This is a genomic window from Acinetobacter entericus (genome assembly GCF_026168575.1).
Classification (GTDB): Bacteria; Pseudomonadota; Gammaproteobacteria; order Pseudomonadales; family Moraxellaceae; genus Acinetobacter; species Acinetobacter bouvetii.
This window is the reverse complement of the sequence record NZ_JAPEQW010000012.1, coordinates 34,437-54,817: the sequence shown is the minus strand read 5'-3', so window position 1 is coordinate 54,817 and position 20,381 is coordinate 34,437. Positions and strand designations below refer to the sequence as shown.

Sequence of the window (20,381 nt, the reverse complement as noted above, 5' to 3'; positions counted from 1 at the left end):
AGATAGAAATAAAAAGATCGCTTAGGCGGTCTTTTTATTTGGTAGTGGGTTTTCAGAAATAATGTGTTTAAATATTTTTTCACATAATTCCTTGGCAGAATCCGTTAATTCCCATTCAATATGATCCATGACCGTTAAAACTAGACGGCAAAATTTGAGTTTTTCTTTAATTGTGCCTGATTGGTCAGAAAAACATTTTTTAGGCTTGTCATCAGGGGTTCTAGGATTACCAACTCTGATTTGATCGTCAATAATTTTACCGATACCATTTTTTTTCATGAAAATAATCTTGATCCTCTATTAGAGAGATTATATTAAATCCTTCTTTTGTATCTGCTTGCATACCATCTTTGGATAGATGATTCGAAAGAGCAATTCTTTTTGCGTCATCATTTTCAAGAGCATCATTCAAACCTAAATATTTGATACGACAAGTATGATAAATAATGTTTGATGGCAGGGTGTTTTCAGTTTCTTTACATTCTAAAAGGAAAAATTTTTCTCCAAGTTTTTCTTCTAAATTTGTAGCTCTCATTCCTTTATTTTTAGTTTTAATATCACCATCAGCTATAAGAAACACACTACTAGACGTCAAGAGAGCATTCATACCGCAATCATGTAAATGATCAGTAAATTCGTCACTAAAATCCCAATGCGTTAGGTTGCTACCAGCATATTCCACAAATGTATAATGATAATTCGGCATTAACCTTTGAATATCTGAAGATCGATATTTATATGATTGTAAATTGTTAGCTTTTCTTTCAAATTCCAAAGCTTCTTCTTGTTTTAGTACCTCTAAATATTTTTTCATATATTTGGTAATGTATAAACGATCTGTAATACCTTCCACCCAAATTGTACAGTTTGCCAAATAGACAGAAGAAGGACGTACACCTAATGAGGCAAGTAAGTCACGATCTCGATCACAGCGATAAATTTTAAAATCAAAATTGTTAGATGAACCAGCTTTGGGTTGCTTAACAAATTTTTGAATCATCACTTGATCTGATTCATCCGCCATATCAAGTAAGTGATTTGAATGTGTAGTAAAGAAATAATAATGGGGTGTTTCGTTTAAATAGAAATTCATCAATTGACGAACCATACCTGCATGCATGTGCAATTCAGGTTCTTCTATAAAAAATGCATGTGTTTCTGTATTTCCTTCTTTGTTTTTACTTTTTATATAAGCTTCATAAGTTAAGATAATCGCTTGTTGCAAGCCATCACCTAATTGAGAAATTGGGAATTGTTTATCTTTACCAATTTTAATATTTACAACATCTTGATCATGTTTAGGTATAAGTGAAACAGTCTCATTGTCAAAAAAATACTGACTTAATTTTTCTTCATAATCTTTAATTAGTTCACGTTGCTCAGGTTCACCTAAAAGATGAATTTTAAGTTCATGGTATAAGCACTCACCAGTAATAATATTATTAGAGTTGAATTTGTCTGTATCTGAAAAATAATCTTTTTGAGCACGCTCGATGTATGGCTGTCTATTTTGTTGTTCTGTGACAGGACGCATGCCACGTAGAATTGGTATATAGAATTTATGCTTGAAATTATTGTTTTTATAAAATGATTCTAAATCTAAACGATATTTTTCGGTTATTTCATTAAATTTTAGCTTATTATTTTGATCATAGTATTGAAAAATCATGTTGATTTTTTCTGTAAGTATTTTGACAAATTCAAGCCGTGTCCTTTGAGGTTCAGGTGTTATGACATCCCTAATTAATTTATGTAGTTGATTATAGTTGTCTCCTCCGTATGAATTACTAAAACCAATATAACCAGAATGGCAAGACATGAGTGTTGTTTGTAACTCACTTAAAGAATGATTGGGGGATATATAGTTATAAGTCTTAAGGTCATGTTGAGAGATAAAAGCTTCCCGAAGAAATCTACTTTTTCCTGCATTATTTTTACCTATAAAGAAATTCAGTCTTTTTATTTCAATAAGTTCATTATATTCAACATCATTGTCAGAACTATAATTTTCTAAATTTTCAGCCCAATAATATAGTTTTTCTGTCATAAAGCCCCCAAAAATATGGAGCTAATTTAGCAGTAAAACACTGCTTTTAAAAGATAATTTATAAATTCATAGATTGAAATAACTATTTGAGCTTTATAAATGCAACGCTTAATTATCCAAATGTTCTCTCAGAATCCGTCTCAACTCCAAAATAGCATCTGGAGACTCATGGATTGAATGTCCACCATGGAAAACCTTTTCAGACACCGCACCCTCTAAATGAGAACTTGTATAGGGAACAATACCATCTGACATTTGGCTTAGATCTGTACTTTTAGTTTGATTTCCCATAATTGAATGATAAGGAATGACTTTACTTGGCATGATATTCGACGTCAGCAGCATAAACCGGGATTTTTGACTTAAATCCGCTGGGCCAGATTTAACCAAACCTGCTGTAGAATTTTTAGCATTCGGGATATGGACATTGACATCATTTAAAAAGCTTAAAGGCAGGACCACAATTTTTTTTGCCAAATTGGTAAACCAGCGGTCGGCATAGTCCGTGCCGTGATGTGGCGCTGCAATAAAAATCACACGGCTTATCGGCTGCAAAGGCTTAAAAATAAAGCGTTCACGAATAATAGGATTTCGCTGCAGCTGCGTATTTTGCTCATAGTTCATCAATGGAATCGCCTGTGCAGAGATATCAGCATCGCTCACCAGCAGGCGGCTGATAATACCGCCCATACTGTGGCCAATTAAAACAGCATCCCGTGCAGAGGGTGTATTGGGCTGTACTTGCTCAAATGCTTGTTTTAATAGCGCATTGATTTGAAAACGGCTTTCTGCAATAGGCATATTCGTGGAATAGAATACCTGCCAGACTTGATAGTGCTCACGCAGTTTTGCATCGCCCATAATATTATTGGTTAATGAAATCCATGTTTCTGGGCTGCTTGCCAAACCGTGAATCATCACAATAACTTTTTTATTCGGCTGATAAGGTTCAAGCATAAACACATGCGGCATGCGCAGATTTTCATCTTTATTCAATAAGGTCCAGTAACCGGACTGACCTAATTTATTTTCGGACAGCCACAGCCCATATGGTGCAGAATAATTAGCAGTCAAGGTATAAAAACGGGATTCAATTTCAGCAGTTTTGTACTGATTTGGGTTGTATAGCTGAATTTGAATAGGCGCTTGCGCAGATAAAATGTCAGCGATGCCGCTTTGCGTGCTAGGCACCGCAATAGCGCTCACTGAAAGGTATCGTGCTGGATGAATATTGGGATTGGGCTTATGCTTAAAATATTGTTCAGGGTCTAAAATAAAGGATTGCGAACTTAAAGTATCGCTTCGTTTCTTAACGACAGCAAATTCTGAACCAATGCCTTCCTGACGGTTAATCACAGTTAAGCCAGAGAAATGATCATTATAGCTGGAACGCAGTTTTTCAATTTCAGCATGTTCGAGCGCTGGATAGTGCTGAAAGTTGATGCTGTACATGGATGAGCCTAGCAAAAGCTGCTCAGGAAACTCATTAAAATTGAAACGCCTATGCGCAGCCGTAATTAAGCGCGAAAGCGCTACATTATAAAAAGTTCGGACTTGCCCCTGACGCAAGTCAAATAAGCGTGATTCCGGCGCTTGCGGCATTTTAAATAAATAAACATAACTGTAGCGCAGGCTTAAATCAAAATCAGACAGCTGCTGGTCTAAACAGGCTTTAATCTTGATGGCATCTCTTTTGCTTCTGTTCAGTATTAAATCTTGCGCGCAGGGCTTATTTTTATCTGCGTTTAAAGCCCGCGCCATATACAGCTCACTGGCAGCCGCATAAACTTGGTCTTCATCTAAAGTTTCATTGCTGCGCAGTTTTAAAATGCAGCTGTCTAACTGTTGAAAGCAGCTTTGGCTGTTTTCGTTCACGAGCTGCAGTAACTGCAAGCTGGATGAACTGAGCCGCTGATCAGTTAAAATATTGTCCGTTTTATTATGCAAAGAAGAGCTGAGTTTATTTTCTTTCAATTTGACCAGCTGGCAGCCAGAAAGCACACTGAGGCTAAAAAATGCAATCAGGCTCAGGCGGGTTTGTACAGAAGTCAGCATAAAACAGGCTCATCAATCTTTGGGCTATTTTAATCAATTTGAAAATAAAAGCTTCAGCTGAGTTGAATCAAAGATGAAGTTGTATGCATGAATGGCTGTGAGTTTAAATGTCATCAAGCTTGGCTTTTGTTTATACGCTAAACAGTGTGGATGCGCTGCTGATTATTAAAGGCAATATGCAGCAATTTACGATGAATAAATCTAAGTTTCTCTAATACAGGAGCAGATAAGGTAAAAGGATAGGCGTCTTCTAAGCCCATACTGCGGTTTAATGCATTTAAGTTAAATGTCAGTGTTAACCAATGCTGCAGCAGCAAATCAAAATCCTGAGCGCCAATTGGATTTTCATGCAGTTCTAAATTATTTAAACCCATTTTATCGGTTTTAATCATCAAGCCTGCATGGTACGCCGTTTCTAGGGTATCCATCATGTGCAGATAGTGCGCCCATGTTTCCGCCCAGTCTTCCCAAGGATGCGTGCTGGCATAAGAGCTGACAAAGGATTCATCCCAATTGCGCGGCGCGCCGTCTTCATAATGGCGTTTCAGCGCTTCGTTGTAGTCTTGGCGTTCATCCCCAAAGAGTGTGCGGAATTCATCAATCAATTCAGGATGTGCATCTTTCATCAGGTCAAAATAATAATGACCGCTTTCATGGCGGAAATGACCGAGCAGCGTGCGGTAGTTTTCACCCATCTTAATGCGGGTCGTTTCACGGTAGATGACATCAGCTTCACTGGCATTCAGTGTAATCACACCGTTGGCATGGCCTGTCATCACCGGAGTGTTTTCTGTGGGCATGAGAAAATTAAAACGCAGCCCCAAACGGTCATCATCGCTGTGTTTAGGGCGAGGCATAATATTCAGCCGCTGCATTAAATAGAGAAACCGCCGCTTTGCGTGCTCTAAGCGTGCCCAGTACACCACATGATCTGGATTGTCTAAGTTGGGAATGGTGTGGGTCAGCAAGCACGATTCACAGTATATTTCGTGACTGTTTGCAGGCACCATCCAGTTGCACACTTGATGATGCTGATAGTTGTAGCAGGGCTTATAGCGCTTGTCCTGCAGTTCATGATTTAAAGCGAGCCACAAGGTGTCGCTGTGCTTTGTAAAGCAGCCCATGTCTTTTTCAGAGGCAATGTAGCCCAGTGCTGTTTGGCATTTCACGCAGTGTGAATTGGCAAAAAACACTTGATTCGAGCATACGGCGCATCTGAAATATTTCATAAGCGGCAAAATGGCAGGGAAACTTTTCATCAGTATAAATGATGTTTTCGTTATGCTGTATGCGCAAAGCGTTTCACTTGGTTATCCGGCGCAGTTTATTTTTCATCGTAATAGTTTTTAGCGCTATTTTATAAAAATTCCTCCTTGGTGCAGCATGCCCGTTCATGGGCAGCAGCATGCACATATTTTGCTCAAATTTATTTCAAATAAGCATGAACTCAGCTGAAAGATCAGTTTTCAGATTGGCACAGATTCTGCATTTCTATTGATATTACTAAATCAACATTCTGTATTACTCAATCAGGAGATGCATATGAACCATGCTAATTCAGCAAAAATCCTGCAATTGTTTAAGGCTTTTTTTATTGAACTGCTGAGCGCCCGCGCTGGCTTATATATCAAACAAGAGAGCAAAAAAGGATAAGCGCCATGCCTAAACAAAAATTGGCGCGGATCAGCATTACCGTGCCAGAAGCAACAGTCGATGCGCTGGACCAGAAGATTGTCGATCAGCACTACGAAAGCCGTTCGCAGGCGATTGTTGACATGATCAATAAACATTTGATTGCCGATCAGGAACAGCGCAACGCAGTGATGGTGGGCACATTTACTTTGCTGTATGACGCAAGCGTTACAGCGCTGCGTATCCAGCTTTTAGATTTGCAGCAGCAATTTTTAGAACAAGTGGTGAGTTCACTGCACATTCAGCTGGATGATCAAAAAATTTTAGAGGTCATGATCTTGCAAGGGCTCAGTTCAGAGCTGAAAGCCATCAGCCAGCACTTTATAGCCCTAAAAGGTGTGACCAAAGGGCATTTGGAATTGATGAATGCCGTCATGCCGCCAATTCCGCAAAACGAAGCATTGAAGGAGCAGAAGCTGTGAAAAACCTATGGACGATACAAGACTGGAAACAGGCCTATGCTTCAGGCAGCATTCAGCTGCAAGACTTAAAAGCCTATGCTGCATCCATTCAAAACGATAACCATGCTTGGATTGAAATTGCGGATGAAGCGCAGCTGCAGGCGCAGTTTGAGGCTTTATCAGAAAAGCCTTCTGCAGATTTGCCTTTATACGGCGTACCTTTTGCAGTCAAAGACAATATTGATGTCGCTGGTTTTCACACCACCGCTGCCTGTAAAGAAGCCGCGTATTTAGCGGAAACAGATGCAGCTGTTGTAGTCAAACTTAAAGCGGCTGGGGCAATTGTATTAGGCAAAACCAATTTAGACCAGTTTGCAACAGGGCTTGTTGGTGTGCGTTCGCCATTTGGCGCAGTGAAAAACAGTTTTAATCCTGAATATATCAGCGGTGGTTCAAGCTCAGGTTCTTCAGTGGCTGTTGCAAACGGTGTGGTGCCGTTTAGTTTGGGAACGGATACTGCAGGCTCAGGCCGAGTGCCGGCAGGACACAACAATATTGTGGGTTTAAAGCCAACCAAAGGCTGGTTTTCGACCAAAGGATTAATTCCAGCTTGCCGGACGATTGATGTGATTTCGATTTTTGCTTTAAGTGCAGATGATGCATGGCAAACTGCACAGGTGATGCAAGGTTATGATGCAGCGGATGAATACTCTCGGCAGCATCCAGCCAATGTTCCGACACATTTTTCTAAAGGCAAAATTGCCATACCTGCGCAGCTGGAACTTTATGGCGATGCTGAAACTGAAAAGGCATTTGCAGCTGCGGTAGAACGTGTAAAAGCATTAGGTTACAGTGTAGAAGCCATTGATTTTACGGTATTCAATCAATTGGCTTCAGCCTTGTACAGCAAATCCTGGGTAGCCGAGCGCACCGCTGCCGTTGAAAGCCTAGTGACGCGTGAACACTGCCATCCCGTGATTGCAAAAATCATTGCACAGGCGGATCAGTTTAGTGCTGTCGATGCCATGCAGGCCGAATATGAGCGTGCAGATTTGGCCCGAAAAATTAACCTTGCGCTGGAGCCTTTTGATGCCTTAATGGTGCCGACGGCGCCGACGATTTATACCATCGCGGAGGTTGAAGCTGACCCGATAGCGAAAAACAGCCACATGGGTGCTTATACCAATTTTGTGAATTTTGCTGATTTATCTGCTATTGCGCTGCCAAATGCCATTCGGGCGGATGGCTTGCCGACAGGGGTAACATTTATAGCGCCTGCGTGGATGGATCAGGCTTTAGCAAGTTTTGCGCAAACTTGGCAGAAAACGGTGAATTTGCCATTAGGCAGGTCTAGCCAAGGTTATGAAAAATCAATAGGCATAAGCTCACAGCACTCGGTTAAATTAGCCGTTGTCGGCGCGCATTTGTCAGGCATGCCATTAAATTTTCAATTAAGCGCACGCTGCGGCACCTTGCTCAAAGCCACTAAAACAGCACCAAATTACAAATTATATGCCTTGAAAAACACTGCACCGCCCAAACCGGGCCTGCAGTGCGCCAGCAAAGGCGGTCAAGCTATAGATGTGGAAGTTTGGGAGATTCCTTTCGCCAATTTCGGTCATATTGTGGCGGAAGTTCCAGCACCTTTAGGGATCGGCAATGTGCAGCTGGCGGACGGCAGCTGGGTCAAAGGCTTTATTTGCGAAGGCTATGCCTTGGAAAATGCCTTGGAGATCAGCCATTTTGGCGGCTGGCGCGCGTATATCCAATCTATTCAATCGACCAATACCAAATTCAAATGCTCTGGCATAGGGGAAATAGCGTCATGATTAAAAAAGCAATTTTATCTTCATCAGTCGTTACGGCTATATTTCTAAGTGGCTGTGACAACACAGCCAAAATACCTGAGCCAAATATTAACACTGAAAACACAGCAGCCTCAAAGCCAATTACGATTGGCTATAGTGATTGGCCTGGATGGGTGGCATGGCAAGTAGCTATTGAAAAAGGCTGGTTAAAGGAAGCTGGCTTAAATGTCGATTTTAAATGGTTTGACTACTCAGCATCGCTGTCTGCATTTGCTGCGAATCAGTTAGATGCAGTTCTTGTGAGTAATGGTGATAACCTCGTTACTGCTTCTGGCGGTACAAAAGGTGTCATGATTATGGCAACTGACTATTCTGCGGGTAATGATGTCATTATTGCTAAACAAGGCATTAACAGTGTTGGTGATCTCAAAGGAAAAAGCATAGCCGTTGAAAAAGGATTGGTTGATCATTTGCTGCTGTCTGCAGCGCTTGCAGATGCGAAGATTGCTGCAAAGGATGTGAAAATTGTAAATACAATGACTAACGAGCTGCCGCAAGTATTTGCAAGCCCTGATGTTGCTGCTATTGCGGTTTGGCAGCCTGTGGCAAATCAGGCACTGAAAGCTGTAGCAGGTTCAAAAATTATCTATAGCTCAAAAGATAAACCTGGATTGATTTACGATACGCTTACAGTAAATATGACGCATTTAGCCGCCAATAAAGAAGAATGGAAAAAGGTCATTCAAGTTTGGGATAAAACCGTTAAATACATTAATGATCCAGCAACACATGCAGATGCAGTAAAAATTATGTCCGCACGTGTTGGGGTCGATCCAGCACAATATGAGCAGTTTATAGGCGGTACATATTTGCTGGATTTAGCAGCCAATAAACAGGTCTTTAAAAAAGGGACTGGTTTGGACTCTATCTATGGTTCAAGTTATCGCGTCAATAAATTTAATGTTGAAAATGGCATTTATAAAACAGAAATGGATGTAGATGGCGCCATATATCCAGTCTTAGTTGAAGATGTGAAATAAATTTTATGAAGCTCGAAAATAGAAAAGTTATATCACTATGCATATCGGGCTTTTCTATTTTTGAGCGGGTGAACTTCAGTTATATTTAAAATTGATGCTGTAAATAGTGTAATTGGGCACTGTAGTTTTATGATCTTGCTCAGCAGAATTTGTTAACGCAAATAAAAATGATCAGTGCAGTATTAAAATATAAAAAAGCAATATGAATGTATGCGGGGCTGGTTCTATAATACATGGCCTCTAGATGCTTATATTTGATTTTTACCGCTTTATGTCTTTGCTATCTTCCTATTTTCAGCAAAACCAATTCTGTATTTTGGTTGAATATCTCACTTCATTGAACGAGATTTTTCCAGCAAAAACGCAATTTGCAGGTTATCCAGCAGTGATGACTTTAGCTGACCGTGTGCATTCAGACCATGATATGGCGCCACTTGAAGCCAGTAAGCGATATCCTTTAGACGTAGAAAAAGTTCTGCATTTTGCCGGTAAAGGCAGAGATATTCAGGATTTTGAATTTTTTTTAAAGCAAACACGTGCTGCCAATATTAGAAATCTGCTATTGCTGACAGGTGATAAGCTCAAAGAGCATCAGAATGGGGAAAATACAGCAGAACGCAGCCGCTATTTAGAGTCTGTGAATGCCGTCATGGCCGCGAAAAAAGCAGGCGGTTTCTGTATTGGTGTAGCATTTAATCCATTTAAATATACTGAAGCTGAACGTGATGCACAGTATTTAAAACTGCATAAAAAAATTAAAGCTGGCGCAGATTTTATCATTACCCAATTGGGCTATGACATTGAGGCGTTCAAGCAGGCTCAGGCATTTTTAACACAGCATCACTATGCTCAGAAAATCCTCGCATGCGTGATGCCGCTTAGTTTGGCTCGCGCTAAATTTATGTTGAAACATAAAGTGGCGGGTATCGTCATTACGCCGCATATGCTGAATGTCTTAGAAGAAGAGCAGCAGGCAGGGCTTTCTGAGCGTGTGTATCTACGCTGTGCTTTGCAGATATTAATCTGCAAACAGCTGGGGTTTGCTGGAATTGATTTATCTGCCTGTCATAAGCCAAAAGAGCAGGCATTGCTGGAAAGTTATGTAGAGCAATATCGCAATTTGGATTTGAATGCGCTCGAAAAACTGTGGAAGGCGTTATGGCAGGCAGAAAGCGGCAAGGAGTTCCAGCCTGAATTGAGTTGTTTTTCACGCCCGCCATCGTCCAGTCAACTCATTAAATATCATCAATTGCATTTCATGCATGATGCATTGTTTGATTCAAATTTTGCTAAAGGCATCGGACGATTTATTTTCAACTCACCATTTTGGGAGCGCAGGCCGGCAGCCAAAACTTTGCTGAAAACCGAATATATCAGTAAGCATGGAATTGTAGGCTGTGAAAGCTGCGGACAGTGCCGTTTGGGCGATACCTTATATATTTGTCCAGAAACATGCCCCAAAGGTTTAGCCAATGGACCATGCGGCGGTACAAGCCTGGACCGCTGTGAATTTGGTGACCGTGAATGCATTCATTCCGTGAAAGCGCGGATTGCCAAAGCGGTAGAGCAAACACAGGTATTAAAAGAAAAGCTGATTCCAGCTGTACCTATTGAGGTGCGCGGTACCAGCTCTTGGAAAAATTGGTATTTGGCGACAGAAACTTAAGTGAACGGGATTAATCTTCCTCATCCATCGCATTGGAATAAAACTTTACGCCAAGTTTGATACGGTCACGGCCTTGGCTCATGCGCCAGCGGTTAGTATCACGCAGTGAATACACACAGCCGCAGTATTCCTGCTGATAAAATTCTTCTTTTTTACTGATCTCCAGCATGCGCACCGCACCGCCATTTTTACGCCAGTTATAGTCCCAATAGGTAATTCCCTCATAATGTGAAGCTGAACGATGACCGCAGTCATTAATCTGCTGCATATTTTTCCAGCGTGAAATACCCAATGAACTGCTAATTAGGCTAAAACCATGTTCTGCCGCATACAGTGCCGTACGCTCAAAGCGCATATCAAAACACATGGTGCATCGGATGCCTTTCTCAGGTTCATTTTCCATGCCTTTAGCACGTTCAAACCAGTTGTCTGTGTCGTAGTCACAGTCTATAAACGGAATGTTGTGCTTTTCTGCAAAGCGGATATTTTCCTCTTTGCGGATTTCATATTCTTTAACAGGATGGATATTGGGATTATAAAAAAAGATTGAAAAATCAATACCAGATTCAATTAAAGTTTCCATCACTTCGCCAGAACAGGGCGCACAGCAAGAATGCAGTAAAAGCTTGTCATGGCCTGTTGGGAGCGTCAGGTTCTGGCGTTTAAGTTTGTTAGACATAATAATCGTAAGGTTTAAATCTAAACCTTACATTTTAGCGATTCATGGACATTTCAAATCTCGAATATGCTGATTTTTTCTAAGTTTGAGCTGAGTCAGATTCAGTACAGCGGCTTAAAGTTGAAACAAATTTTAAGATATATTTATTTTATTTCACATTCATCTGCTGATTCCATTCAATTTGAAAATCATGTGCCAATTGATTTAATTGTGTGGCTTTGAGGTTCTTAATAAGTACCTTTTGTGCCTCAAAAAAGGCTTGATCAAGCGCTCGATTGACCACCAGTTCTACCAGACAGTCTGGCTGCATATTTTCATTGCCAATGGCGAAAATAGAAGGTTCACCGACAGCAAGGTAAATATCATACAGTGAAATATCATGCAGGGGTTTAATCAAACTCCAGCCGCCACCTGGGCCTTTTTCAGAATCAACAAATCCATGTTTTTTTAAGCCAGACATGGTTCTACGCACCACAACAGGATTTGTTTCCAGCATTTCGGCAATCTGATCTGAAGTGAAAGGCTTATTTTCACGTGCCATATGCAGCAGGACATGCAGCATCCGTGAAAGTTTACTGTCTTTACGCATGAGAAAATGGATTATTGGGGGCAATTGATATATTGTAACATTAAAAGTTTCTTATACGCATATTAAATGATATAGTAACTTTAAAAGTTACGTATTTGATGTTATGAACATGAACTATGAAGTTGTGATTATTGGCGGCAGTTATGCAGGGCTTTCTGCTGCTTTACCTTTAGCACGTGCACGCCGCCGTGTTTTAATTATTGATGCAGGGCAACGCCGTAATCGTTTTGCCGAACATTCACATAATTTTTTGACACAAGATGGCCGATCACCCAGCGCAATTGCTGAAGATGCTAGGGCACAGTTAGAAAAGTATTCAACGATTTCATGGCTTGCTGAAACTGTTACTGATGTAAAGGCAGTTGATGGCAAATATTCAGTTATCGCAGGTGATCAGCAAATTCGAGCAGAAAAAATGATTATTGCAACTGGCGTACGTGACGAATTGCCTCAAGTTGAGGGTTTGGCCGAACGTTGGGGGCAATCTGTTTATCATTGCCCATATTGTGATGGTTATGAACTGGATTTAGGTGAAATCGGCATGTTGGTGTCAGGTATGCATTCGTTGCATATGGCATTGATGCTGCCGGATTGGGGCAATACAACGCTGTTTTTAAATGATGCAATCAGTGCAGATCAATTGGATGATGAGTTATTAGCGAAGCTTTCAAAACGTCAAATTCAGATTGAAACGCGTAAAATAGACCATATTGATGGTCATTGTGATGTTGTACTTACAGATGGTGAACGAATTCAATTAGATGGCTTATTTGTTTCTACCGTTACTCGTTTGCAATCGAACTGGATTCAGCATTTAGGTTTAGAGATAGACTGCAATGAATATGGCGAGGCCATTAAAACTTCGTCAGCCAAGGAAACAAATATTAAAGGGATCTATGCTTGCGGTGATGTGACCCGTTCAGGCGGTTCAGTTGCATTATCTGTAGGTGATGGCGCGATGACAGGGATTGTGGCGCATAAATCTTTTATTTTTTAAATTTCAGTTTAAATTTGCTGCCATTAAGCGCGCACATAATATTTTAAAACGATAGCTTTGTGAGCAAAGCTATCGTTTGATTACGTGTCAAGGCGAATAGCTGATGACTGGATTTAAAGCTCTGTGCTTTCAGAAAAAATATTAATAATTACAATACCCAATACAATAAATACTAAACCGATTAGGGCCGGTATATCTAAGTTTTGTTTAAACACAATCCAGCCCACACATGAAATTAAAACAATGCCGGCAGCTGACCACATAGCATAGGCCAATCCCATAGGAATTGATTTAAAAGTTAAACCTAAAAAGAATAGCGCAATGGCATAGCCTAATACGGTAAAAATAATCGGCACAAGTTCAGTAAAGCCGTTGCTGGCTTTTAAAGCGGCAGTCGCTAAAACTTCTGCAATAACCGCAACCGTCAGATATAAAAAAGCCATGTTGCCTCTATTCAGTAAAGATTTTGTCGCGCTTTACATTCCAAAAGAAATGAACCAATTTATTTATGCGTACTGACTTGGGTCATGCGCGGAATTTTCGGTAAATTCTCAAGTGCTGGATCTAGCTCGTCTTCCTGTGCATGCACCAAGAAATCCACCCGTTCACGCAGGCGTTTGAATTCAGGCGTCAGTATGAATTCAGCATGTCGAGGGCGCGGCAAATCGACCTCTATAATTTCTTTAATTTCACCGGGATTGGCTTTGAGCGCCACAATACGGTCTGCTAAAAGGATGGCTTCATCCATATCATGTGTGACAAAAATAATGGTGATATCAATGTTTTGCCAAAGATCCATTAAATGTTTCTGCATCTTTTGACGGGTATGCGGATCAAGCGCGCCAAATGGCTCATCCATCAGCAGAATTTTTGGCTCATTCACAAGCGCGCGGGCAATTGCAACGCGCTGTTTCATCCCGCCAGAAAGCTGATGCGGGTATTGATCTTGGTATTTTTCTAGACCAATAATATCAATCCATTCACGGGCGCCAGATTCAGCTGAAGCATTGCTGGCGCCTTTCATTAACGGGCCGAACATCACATTTTCTTTAACCGTTTTCCATGGAAAAAGCGTGTAGCCCTGAAAGACCATGCCACGCTCAGGGCTTGGGCCTTCAATGGCTTGGCCATCGACCAGTAATTCACCGCTGCTGTATGGGTCAAGCCCAGCTACAATTCGGCTAAATGTCGATTTACCGCAGCCTGAGGGGCCAATCACACAGATAAATTCACGTTTATGAATTTTTAAATCCAGCTGATTTAGAATGGTGCGTTCAGTTTTGCCATGCTTAAAACTTTGTGTAAGTTTTTTAGCTTCTAAAATGACAGGGCGCGCATAAATTGCATCGAAATAGGTTGTGGTATTAAATTCTGTGCTGTTCATTATTTTGCTCCTGCTTTCCATTTAAATAAACCTTGGCCGAGTTTCATCAGCACCACATCGCACACTAAACCAATCACCCCAATGATTAGGATCGCGGCATAGACATTGTCAAAATTTTGATAGCGCGCTTGTTGGGTGATAAACCAGGTAATCCCAGAGGTTGTGCCGATCAGTTCAGACACGATCAAATAAGTCCAAGCCCAGCCCAGCAAGACACGCAGGTCGCGGTAGATGTCGGGCAGCGCCGCTGGAATCACCACATGAAACAGGCTTTTCAGTTTATTGGTGCCCAGCGTAAAACCTGCTTCAATCAAGCTGCGGTCAACCATACGCGTGGTATTGGCAATAATCAGAATTTGTTGAAATAGCGTACCGATCACGATAATAGCGATTTTAGGTGCATCATTAATGCCTAAAATTGCCACAGCCAATGCGCCAAAAGCAGGTGCAGGCAAGTAGCGGAAAAACTCCACAAAAGGTTCAGTCAGCTGAGATATTTTTTGAGAAAAACCGCAAAGAATACCGAGTGGAATACCAATGAGTGACGCAATAAAAAAAGCGCTGAACACAATTTTAATACTGTGCCATAAGCTTTGATGAAACCATGGAGCATCAGGCTGAGCAGGCGGAGTAATAAAAGCCGTAACCAGCGCTTTTGCGACTTCATGCGGTGCGGGTAGATAGATCGGATTGACCAGTTTGCCTTGCGGCGGTTCTGTGCCTGCATTGACCGCAGATTGCGCTTCGGCATAAAACACGGCTTTGTCTACACGGCTATCGACCTGAAAATACGGTACACTGCCAGACTGAGTAATTTGCACCTGCGGATGCCATAAAAATGGCAAATAACTCACTGCACACCAAATGAGCACAGGAATTAAAAATGATCCTAAGCCAAGCAATAGCTTGCTTTTTGGACTGAGCTCTCTTGCGACATAACCCATACTGACCAAGCCCCAATATTACTTTTTTAATAAAACGTAATACTGTTAAGCAATTAGGATGCCAAACCTCCTTATGCCGTGATTTGACTGAATCTGGCTAAGCCGAATCGATTGCAGACATAAAAAAGCCTGCAAATTAAGCAGGCTGCATGTTTTTTTTGATCAATACTGATGCTGAAATGTACTTTTATGGCGCAATCAATTGCTGAAAAAGCATTTTCATGCCTTCACTGGCGCCTGCTTTAATCAGCTGATACTGTTCAGGTACTCGCTGATAATCTGCTTTCGGATCGATATAAAATGCACGGCAGTTGGCAGGGATTTCGTGAATCAATCCAGCCACAGGATAGACAGCTAGACTCGTGCCAATCACAATAAAAATATCTGCCGTCTGGACACTGGTACTGGCGTCTTCATAAGCAGGAACAGCTTCGCCAAACCATACTACATGCGGCCGTAAAGGATAACCCTTAGGGCATATGTCAGTGTCTAAGTTTAAATCAGCACCTTCAATGGGAAACAATTCCTGCGTGTATTGCGCCTGAGGGCCAGAGCTTTTCGCATAACGAATATTGCCATGCAGATGCAGTACATTTTGACTGCCTGCACGTTCATGCAGGTCATCAATATTTTGGGTAATGACTTGAACATCAAAAAAATCATCGAGTTCGGCTATCAGCTTATGCGCCTCATTGGGTTCTGCGGCTAAAATATGTTTACGGCGCTCATTATAAAAACGCTGCACCAGTTCAGGGTCGCGCGTCCAAGCTTCAGGTGTGGCCACATCTTCAATACGATGCTGTTCCCACAAGCCATCACTGTCCCGAAAGGTATTGATTCCGCTTTCTGCGCTCATGCCAGCGCCTGAAAACACCACAATTTTTTGCATAGTCATTTAAGCCTTATATTTTAATTTATGAGTCCATTGCGTACGGTTGCATGTATTGAATGGATAATTCAGCGACTTCACTGTACTGAATATGAATTGTCATCTTCAAGCGGACTAATGCAGTTCCTGCAGTACCCAATCGACAAATTTTTGAATTTGCGGAGAAATGTCCTGACTGGAGTGGACCAAGTAGTATTTGCGGCTGCCTTGCAATTTCTTGCAGGAAGCAATCACCAGTTCCTTTTTGTTCAGCTCCGATTCAATCAGCATTTGCGGAATCAGCGCCATGCCCATGCCATGACTGGCCGCTACAGAAAGCATGGAAAATAATTCATGGCGCTGCCCATCAAATGGTTTGGGATGCTGAATTTGATGGGCTTGAAACCACTCTTGCCAAATACTGGGGCGGGTGGTTTGCTGCAGCAGCGGCATTAAAAGCAGTTCTTCATCACTTAGGTCATAGCTGTATTCATTTTGCATGACTGCTTCTGGCAAACGGTTTTGAATGAGTGCAGGCGAACAGACGGGAACCACTTCTTCATCCATGAGGTAATGTGCCTGAATGCCGGGCCAATGCTCTATTTGCTGTTGGGTTCCTGCAAAAATAGCGGCATCAAATACATTTTCATTGAATAAAAAAGGCTTGGTGCTGGTTTCTAAATGTACGGTAATTTCTGGGTGCTGCGCATTCAGTTTATGCAGTTTCGGCAGCAGCCAGCGTGTTGCGAAAGTCGGGACTACACCAAGTTTTAAAGTCCCGCCTAGGCCTTTATGCGTCATGATGTCTGCCGTGCTTTTTTCGATTCCCTGCAAATAAGGTTTAATGCCTTTTGCATATTGCTTGCCAGCTTCGGTCAATTCTACGCCGTGGCGTGTCCTACTGAACAGATTGACGCCCAAGTATTCTTCCAGCTGCTGGATTTGCCTTGAAACAGCGCTTTGCGTAATAAACAGTTCCTGCGAGGCATGGGTATAACTGGAATGCTTGGCAGCGGATTCAAAGCAAATCAGGCTTTGCAAAGATGGAATATTACGCCGCATAGATAAAGTCCTTTTTATCGATAGGTATCACAAAATGTCATATACACATAAATTAAATATCACACCATCGTCTAAACATAGTGCATTGTGAGGCGTAACGGAGTGGCTGAAATGCTTAACTTAGGGCTTAGCAGTTTAAGTTATGCGGTAACCGCATAGCTGCATGCAAATTAATCGTTTGAAAGGAGCGCTTTTCACACATAGCATCAATGAAAACAAACAAAGCCTGATTAAGCAGAGGAAGCGATGAATCAAATGGTTAATGTAAAAAAAGCAAAAGTTCAATTCAACTGGCAAGATCCGTTTTTATTAGAGCAGCAATTGACAGAAGAAGAACGCATGATCCGTGATACAGCGCATGCATATTGTCAAGAGCGCTTGCAGCCGCGTGTGCTGGAGCAATTCCGTCATGAACAGACCGATCCAGCCATTTTCCGTGAAATGGGTGAGCTCGGCTTACTTGGGCCAACCATTCCAGAACAGTACGGCGGCGCTGGCTTAAATTATGTCAGCTATGGCCTAGTGGCGCGTGAAATTGAATATGTCGACTCTGGCTACCGATCTATGGCCAGTGTGCAAAGTTCCTTGGTAATGGTGCCAATTAACGAATTTGGCTCTGAAGAGCAAAAGCAGAAATACCTGCCAAAATTGGCAACGGGTGAATACATTGGCTGTTTCGGCCTGACTGAGCCTGACCACGGTTCTGACCCTGGCAGCATGATCACCCGCGCGAAAAAAGTCGATGGCGGTTACCGCCTAACTGGTGCAAAAATGTGGATTACCAACAGTCCAATCGCAGACGTATTTGTGGTGTGGGCGAAAGAAGTCTCAAAAGAAGGCCATGTGGGTGATATCCGCGGCTTTATCTTGGAAAAAGGCTGGGAAGGGCTTTCAGCACCGGCAATTCACGGCAAGGTTGGTCTACGCGCTTCAATCACTGGTGAAATCGTGATGGATAACGTATTCGTGCCGGAAGAAAACGCTTTCCCTGAAGTGCGCGGCTTAAAAGGTCCATTTACCTGCTTGAACAGTGCACGTTACGGTATTGCCTGGGGTGCAATGGGCGCAGCGGAATTCTGCTGGCATACAGCGTATCAATACACCATGGACCGTAAACAGTTTGGCCGTCCTTTGGCTGCTAATCAGTTGATTCAAAAGAAACTGGCTGATATGCAAACTGAAATTGCCTTGGGTTTACAAGCAGCTTTACGTTTTGGCCGCATGAAGGATGAAGGCATTGCTGCAGTAGAAGGCACATCACTGATTAAGCGCAACAACTGCGGCAAGGCTTTAGATATTGCCCGCGTAGCGCGTGACATGCTGGGCGGCAATGGCATTTCAGATGAATTCGGCGTGGCGCGCCATCTGGTTAACCTTGAAGTGGTAAATACCTACGAAGGTACACATGATGTGCATGCACTGATTTTAGGCCGTGCGCAAACGGGCATTGCGGCATTCGGCAACTAATTTAAATTAAATCACTCGGATGCTCTTTCGTGAGCATCCTTAGAGTCTTTGTGCAAAAAATTAACCGTGAATAACAGTCAATATATAAAGGATTCATCGTGAAATACTCTTGTAAATCTGCATTTTGGCTGAATTGAGTTTAAGTGTGAAACCATAAAAAGAAGAAAAATATCAGGCAGAAGCAGAGACATAGGAATGTCGATGACTCATTTGGGAAAATGAGGTAAATGGATAATGAACAATGAAATGCAAAACAGCGCAGGAGCGCTGAAACTGCCAAACAATGTCGGGACAATGCACCGCATTAACAGCAATACATGGAAAATGGCGTTTATTTTCGCTTTTGTGTCGCTGGTGATTGATGGCGTAGATATTATGCTGCTGTCATTCAGCTTAACCAGTTTAAAAGCAGAATTTGGCCTATCGTCATTTCAGGCCGGCATGCTCGGCAGTGCCTCTTTAGCGGGCATGGCGCTAGGCGGCATATCCGGCGGATGGGCCTGCGACAAGTTTGGCCGTGTTAAAACCATTGCATGGTCAGTGGTATTTTTTTCCGTTATGACCTGCATTTTAGGCATGACCCAAAGCTATGAACAATTTTTGATTTTGCGCTTTGTCGGCGCGTTTGGCCTGGGTTCGCTTTATATGGCGTGCAACACCTTAATGGCAGAATATGTGCCGACTAAATACCGTACAACGGTGTTGGGCACCCTGCAAACGGGACAAACCGTAGGCTACATTGTTGCAACCTTATTGGCCGGCTCAATTATTCCGGATCACGGCTGGCGCATGCTGTTCTATGTAACTATTGTTCCTGCTGCTTTTGCATTGATATTCATGCGTTTTGTTCCAGAACCGGCTTCTTGGCAGGAAGCTAAAATTGAACAGATCAAACGCCGTGAATTGAATCTAGAACCAGTTCCGCAAATGGCTGCTGCTCAAAAAGCGCCATCGGAAAGTATTTATAAACGTATTTTTGGGCACGGCAATCACCGCAAAATGTTCCTGCTTTGGATGAGCACAGCCGCTTTTCTGCAGTTCGGCTATTACGGCGTCAATAACTGGATGCCGACTTATCTGGAAACAGAACTGGGCATGAACTTTAAAGCCATGACTGGCTATATGGTTGGCGCTTATACCGCAATGATTCTAGGTAAAATTTTATCAGGCTATGCGGCTGACAAGCTGGGACGCCGTGTCACTTTTGTCTTTGGAACGGTCGCTACAGCTGCATTTTTGCCAGTGATTATTTTCTATAATACGCCAGCCAATATTGCTTATTTACTTGTAACTTTTGGCTTTTTATATGGTATTCCGTATGGCGTGAATGCAACGTATATGGCAGAAAGCTTTTCTACTGATGTACGCGGTACAGCGATTGGCGGAGCCTACAACATGGGCCGTTTAGGCGCAGCCATTGCTCCAGCAACCATTGGCATGATTGCCGCAGGAGGATCATTCACTATGGCCTTTATTGTGATGGGCGCTGCGTACTTTATTGCGGGTGTTATCCCAGGCCTGTTTATTCGAGAGCGTCAGTATGACCCTCAGCAAGCCGCCGTTTCAGTAGAGCAGCAAAAACTTGCGACATTGGATACACATACATCTGATGAAAGCAAAGCGATTTCCAAACCAGCCACAGCAAAATAAAAAAATCGGCCATGGGCACAATTCAAACGTGT

16 protein-coding genes and 1 pseudogene are annotated in these 20,381 nt (G+C 42.2%); 7 read left to right on the top strand and 10 right to left on the bottom strand.

The genetic code is table 11. From position 1 onward, the window contains the following. Positions 1 to 21 precede the first annotated feature (21 nt). From OKC24_RS10860 to OKC24_RS10850, 3 genes and pseudogenes are all read right to left on the bottom strand, one after another. Positions 22 to 2,047: pseudogene (locus tag OKC24_RS10860) on the bottom strand (AAA family ATPase). A gap of 108 nt (positions 2,048 to 2,155) precedes the next feature. Further along, entirely contained in the window at positions 2,156 to 4,102 is a 1,947-nt protein-coding gene (locus OKC24_RS10855; protein ID WP_131275668.1) for an esterase/lipase family protein, read from the bottom strand. Positions 4,103 to 4,239: 137 nt separating this feature from the next. Next, positions 4,240 to 5,331: a zinc-binding metallopeptidase family protein gene (locus tag OKC24_RS10850; RefSeq protein WP_165381182.1), complete on the bottom strand. Its 1,092-nt coding sequence runs from the start codon at positions 5,329 to 5,331 to the stop codon at positions 4,240 to 4,242. A gap of 429 nt (positions 5,332 to 5,760) precedes the next feature. Between OKC24_RS10850 and OKC24_RS10845 the strand changes: the two genes are divergently transcribed. The 4 genes from OKC24_RS10845 to OKC24_RS10830 all read left to right on the top strand — a co-directional run bounded on the left by OKC24_RS10845 (position 5,761) and on the right by OKC24_RS10830 (position 10,709). Beyond that, positions 5,761 to 6,216, top strand: a complete 456-nt coding sequence (locus OKC24_RS10845; RefSeq protein ID WP_005009784.1) for a CopG family ribbon-helix-helix protein — start codon at positions 5,761 to 5,763, stop codon at positions 6,214 to 6,216. Then, entirely contained in the window at positions 6,213 to 8,024 is a 1,812-nt protein-coding gene (gene atzF / locus OKC24_RS10840) for an allophanate hydrolase (protein WP_131275669.1), read from the top strand. The genes OKC24_RS10845 and atzF overlap by 4 nt, the downstream gene beginning before the upstream one ends. Continuing rightward, positions 8,021 to 9,043 carry an ABC transporter substrate-binding protein gene (locus OKC24_RS10835; protein WP_131275670.1) on the top strand — a complete coding sequence of 341 codons (1,023 nt, stop codon included), beginning with the start codon at positions 8,021 to 8,023 and terminating at the stop codon, positions 9,041 to 9,043. The genes atzF and OKC24_RS10835 overlap by 4 nt, the downstream gene beginning before the upstream one ends. A gap of 271 nt (positions 9,044 to 9,314) precedes the next feature. Beyond that, the gene (locus tag OKC24_RS10830; protein ID WP_131275795.1) at positions 9,315 to 10,709 is read left to right on the top strand and encodes a methylenetetrahydrofolate reductase C-terminal domain-containing protein; all 1,395 of its coding nucleotides are present in this window, start codon (positions 9,315 to 9,317) and stop codon (positions 10,707 to 10,709) included. Between the two features lie 10 nt (positions 10,710 to 10,719). Here OKC24_RS10830 and OKC24_RS10825 read toward each other — a convergent pair whose 3' ends face one another. Continuing rightward, positions 10,720 to 11,388 (bottom strand): epoxyqueuosine reductase QueH, encoded by a 669-nt coding sequence (locus tag OKC24_RS10825; protein ID WP_131275671.1) that lies wholly within the window; start codon positions 11,386 to 11,388, stop codon positions 10,720 to 10,722. Positions 11,389 to 11,536: 148 nt separating this feature from the next. After that, positions 11,537 to 11,977 (bottom strand): Rrf2 family transcriptional regulator, encoded by a 441-nt coding sequence (locus OKC24_RS10820; RefSeq protein WP_131275672.1) that lies wholly within the window; start codon positions 11,975 to 11,977, stop codon positions 11,537 to 11,539. A gap of 109 nt (positions 11,978 to 12,086) precedes the next feature. On the opposite strand from OKC24_RS10820, the gene OKC24_RS10815 reads away from it, so the two are divergent. Beyond that, positions 12,087 to 12,974, top strand: coding sequence for an NAD(P)/FAD-dependent oxidoreductase (locus tag OKC24_RS10815; protein WP_171458853.1), 888 nt, complete (start codon positions 12,087 to 12,089; stop codon positions 12,972 to 12,974). 113 nt (positions 12,975 to 13,087) lie between these two features. Here OKC24_RS10815 and OKC24_RS10810 read toward each other — a convergent pair whose 3' ends face one another. The 5 genes from OKC24_RS10810 to OKC24_RS10790 form a co-directional block, all read right to left on the bottom strand. After that, the gene (locus OKC24_RS10810; protein ID WP_131275674.1) at positions 13,088 to 13,417 is read right to left on the bottom strand and encodes a DMT family transporter; all 330 of its coding nucleotides are present in this window, start codon (positions 13,415 to 13,417) and stop codon (positions 13,088 to 13,090) included. Positions 13,418 to 13,476: 59 nt separating this feature from the next. After that, a complete protein-coding gene (locus tag OKC24_RS10805; RefSeq protein ID WP_131275675.1) occupies positions 13,477 to 14,358 on the bottom strand; it encodes an ABC transporter ATP-binding protein in 882 nt (293 codons plus the stop codon). After that, positions 14,358 to 15,302: an ABC transporter permease gene (locus OKC24_RS10800; RefSeq protein WP_131275676.1), complete on the bottom strand. Its 945-nt coding sequence runs from the start codon at positions 15,300 to 15,302 to the stop codon at positions 14,358 to 14,360. Before OKC24_RS10800 ends, OKC24_RS10805 begins: the two co-directional genes overlap by 1 nt. Positions 15,303 to 15,489: 187 nt before the next feature. Beyond that, a complete protein-coding gene (locus OKC24_RS10795) occupies positions 15,490 to 16,191 on the bottom strand; it encodes an SIR2 family NAD-dependent protein deacylase (RefSeq protein ID WP_131275796.1) in 702 nt (233 codons plus the stop codon). A 114-nt stretch (positions 16,192 to 16,305) separates the two neighbouring features. Next, positions 16,306 to 17,232, bottom strand: coding sequence for a LysR substrate-binding domain-containing protein (locus OKC24_RS10790; RefSeq protein WP_131275677.1), 927 nt, complete (start codon positions 17,230 to 17,232; stop codon positions 16,306 to 16,308). A gap of 246 nt (positions 17,233 to 17,478) precedes the next feature. On the opposite strand from OKC24_RS10790, the gene OKC24_RS10785 reads away from it, so the two are divergent. Next, positions 17,479 to 18,699, top strand: coding sequence for an acyl-CoA dehydrogenase (locus OKC24_RS10785; RefSeq protein WP_131275678.1), 1,221 nt, complete (start codon positions 17,479 to 17,481; stop codon positions 18,697 to 18,699). A 234-nt stretch (positions 18,700 to 18,933) separates the two neighbouring features. Then, positions 18,934 to 20,349, top strand: a complete 1,416-nt coding sequence (locus OKC24_RS10780; RefSeq protein ID WP_131275679.1) for an MFS transporter — start codon at positions 18,934 to 18,936, stop codon at positions 20,347 to 20,349. Positions 20,350 to 20,381 lie beyond the last annotated feature (32 nt).